General features: G+C 66.3%; 3 protein-coding genes and 1 pseudogene. All 4 read right to left on the reverse strand.

Annotation, left to right across the window (positions count from 1 at the left end):
- Positions 1 to 212: pseudogene (locus WKI94_RS11820) on the reverse strand (heavy metal translocating P-type ATPase); the annotation flags it as partial.
- Entirely contained in the window at positions 212 to 1,597 is a 1,386-nt protein-coding gene (locus tag WKI94_RS11825; RefSeq protein WP_337845922.1) for a multicopper oxidase family protein, read from the reverse strand. The gene WKI94_RS11825 and the pseudogene WKI94_RS11820, both read right to left, overlap by 1 nt.
- A 111-nt stretch (positions 1,598 to 1,708) precedes the next feature.
- Positions 1,709 to 2,101, reverse strand: a complete 393-nt coding sequence (locus WKI94_RS11830) for a DUF302 domain-containing protein (RefSeq protein WP_337845923.1) — start codon at positions 2,099 to 2,101, stop codon at positions 1,709 to 1,711.
- A gap of 21 nt (positions 2,102 to 2,122) precedes the next feature.
- Positions 2,123 to 2,570, reverse strand: a 448-nt coding sequence (locus WKI94_RS11835; protein ID WP_337845924.1) for a peptidase M4, incomplete at its 5' end; no start/stop codon positions are given.

The raw sequence follows: 2,570 nt of genomic DNA on the forward strand, positions 1-2,570 counted from the left end.
GCTGCCTTGGGAAAGGAAACCGCCCGGTACCCCAGCCACGCTTGCATCTGCTCCGAGAAATAGAGGATGGGCAGGGTAAGGAGGAGGCTTACCAGGAATCGGTCCCGGAACATCTCCGGGGTGTGCCCTGCGTGCCGGTCGGGCAAGGCCCCCTTCCCCTTGGGGGGATGGGGCCCGTGCCCGGGGTGGTGCGTGTGGTGTTCGTGGCCCACTAGCCCACCTCTAGCACCCCCATCATCCCCCGGTCCTCGTGCTCCACGATGTGGCAGTGAAAGACCGTGCGGCCAGGAAGGCCCAGGGGGACAAGAAGCCGGGCTACCTCCTTGGCCTTGAGATTCACCGTGTCCTTCCAGGCCCGGTGGGGGAAGGGCTTTCCCCCCAGGGAAAGCACCTGGAAGGGGTGGGTGTGGAGGTGGAAGGGGTGGTCCATATCCCCTCCGTTTTCCACCTCCAAGAGGATAAGCTGGCCCTGTTGGCCACGTAGGTCTACCCGCTTGGGGTCAAAGGCCTGGCCGTTGATGAAAAACCGCCCGGCCATCATGTCCTCCCCAAAGACCAGGCGCCAGGTGGCCTGGGGTTTTTCCAGGCGGGGCAGGCGGGCCAGGCGGAGGGGGAGGGGAAGGGGTTTTGGGTTTTGGGGGGCCACCAGGGTAAGGAGGGGTTCTTCCTGGTCGGCCGGGGCCATTCCATGCATCCCGTGCGCCATGGGCATGGCGTGAACCCCCCGCTCGTAGGGCAGGAGGAGGAGGCGGAAGGCCCCCTCCTTCCGGAAGCGCACCAGCACCTCCGCCCGCTCCCCGGGGGCCAGGAGGAGCTCTTCCAGCTCGTAGGGCTCCTCCAGGAAGCCCCCGTCCGCGGCGATGAGGTAAAGGGGGTGGTCCTCGAGGCGGAGCCGGAAGTAGCGCGCGTTGGCGGCGTTTAACAAGCGGAGACGGAGGGTGGCCTTCTGGGCCTGAAGGGTGGGCCTTAAGGCCCCGTTCACCAGGACCAGGTCCCCTTCCTTGCCGTTCACCCAGTCCATGGGGGTGTGGGGGGCGGGCTGTCCGTTTTCCAGGGCAAGGTCCTTGAGCACCAGGAGGTGCTCCTCGGCCTCTTGGAGCTCGGGGAGGCGGTCCAGGGGGCTTTCCACCACCAAGGCCCCCGCGAGCCCAGCGAAGAGCTGGGGGGCCACCTTCCCATGGAGGTGCGGGTGGTACCAGAAGGTCCCCGCAAGCTCCTTGGGAACGGTAAAGGCGTAGGTCCAGGCCTCCCCTTTGGGGATCTCCCGGAAGGGGTCGTCCACCTTGGGGGGGATGGGCAGGCCGTGCCAGTGCAGGTTGGTGGCCTCAGGAAGGCGGTTGACCAGGGTGAGGCGCACCTCGTCCCCCGGGCGCACCCTTAGGGTGGGCCCGGGAAAGCTCCCTCCATAAGTCCAAAGCAGGGCCTCCCGGCCCGCCACCTTTAGCCGGGTGGGGGCCGCGGGGAGCTCCAGCAAAAGCCGGCCCTCCTGGGCCCTCAGGACAGGGGGTTCGGGCCAGGAGGCCCTTTGGGCCCGCACCCAGTGGCTTAGAAGAAGGCCTGCACCGAGTTTCAAAACGCTCCGGCGATCCGTCCGCATGGGGGTAGCCTAAGGGGGATGTGTAAAGCCCATATAAAGGGGGCTGAGCCTTCACGGGCCAGCCCCCAACCTTCTACGGGCTCGTTTGGGGCGAGAGTCTCAGGGAAGCGCTTAGAGCCCTTCCAGCACTCTCCTTAGACGGGATTCCGCCTCCTCCACCATGGGCCTTAACGCTTCCCTGAGCGCATCGGGAAGGACGGCCACCATGGCCTTGGGATCCTGGACCAGCACCTCCACCCCGTGCCCTTCCTGCCGGAGGACCACGGTGCAGGGGAGGAGGACCCCAAGGCCCTCGTCCACCGCCAAGACCTTTTGGGCCAGGTGGGGGTTGCAGACGCCCAGGATGCGATAAGGGCTCCTTTCCAGCCCCAGCCGCGCCTTGAAGATGGCCGCCACGTCGATCTCCGTGAGGACGCCAAACCCCTCGCCCTTAAGGGCCTCCTCCAGCCGGCCCCGCACCTCCTCCACCGAACCGGAAACCCGTTTCCGGGAAGCAATCTCCATGCTACCCTCCAGGGGTATATTTTACTCGTGCCCCTTAAGGGCAGGGCCGTGCCAGGTGTGAACCCAGATCTCCCCGGTGTAGGCGTTCACGGAGAGCATCCCCTCCACCCCTTCCCGGCCGAAGTCCAAGGTGTAGTACCCGGGAAAGGCCCCTTCCTCCACCACCTTGGCCCCGGGGAGGAAGCCCTGGAGGAAGGTTTCCGCCAGACGCTTGGCCTCAGAAAGGCCGTAGCGGGGCGAGGTCTGGAGGGGGGTGGCCATCATCCCGTAGCGGGTGTTCCACATCATGTTGGGCCCGGGTTCAGGGGCCACCACCCCGGTGTACCGGTCCACGATGAGCTCAAAAAGCCCCTGCCCTTTTTGGTCCACCACCTGGGCGTAGTAGTTTTGGCTAAAGGCCATGAAGTCCTTCAGGCGCGCCCCGGGGGCCACCCTTTGGACGTAGGCCTCCATCCGGGCCCGGGCCACC

This window comes from Thermus sp. (assembly GCF_037444525.1).
Classification (GTDB): Bacteria; Deinococcota; Deinococci; order Deinococcales; family Thermaceae; genus Thermus.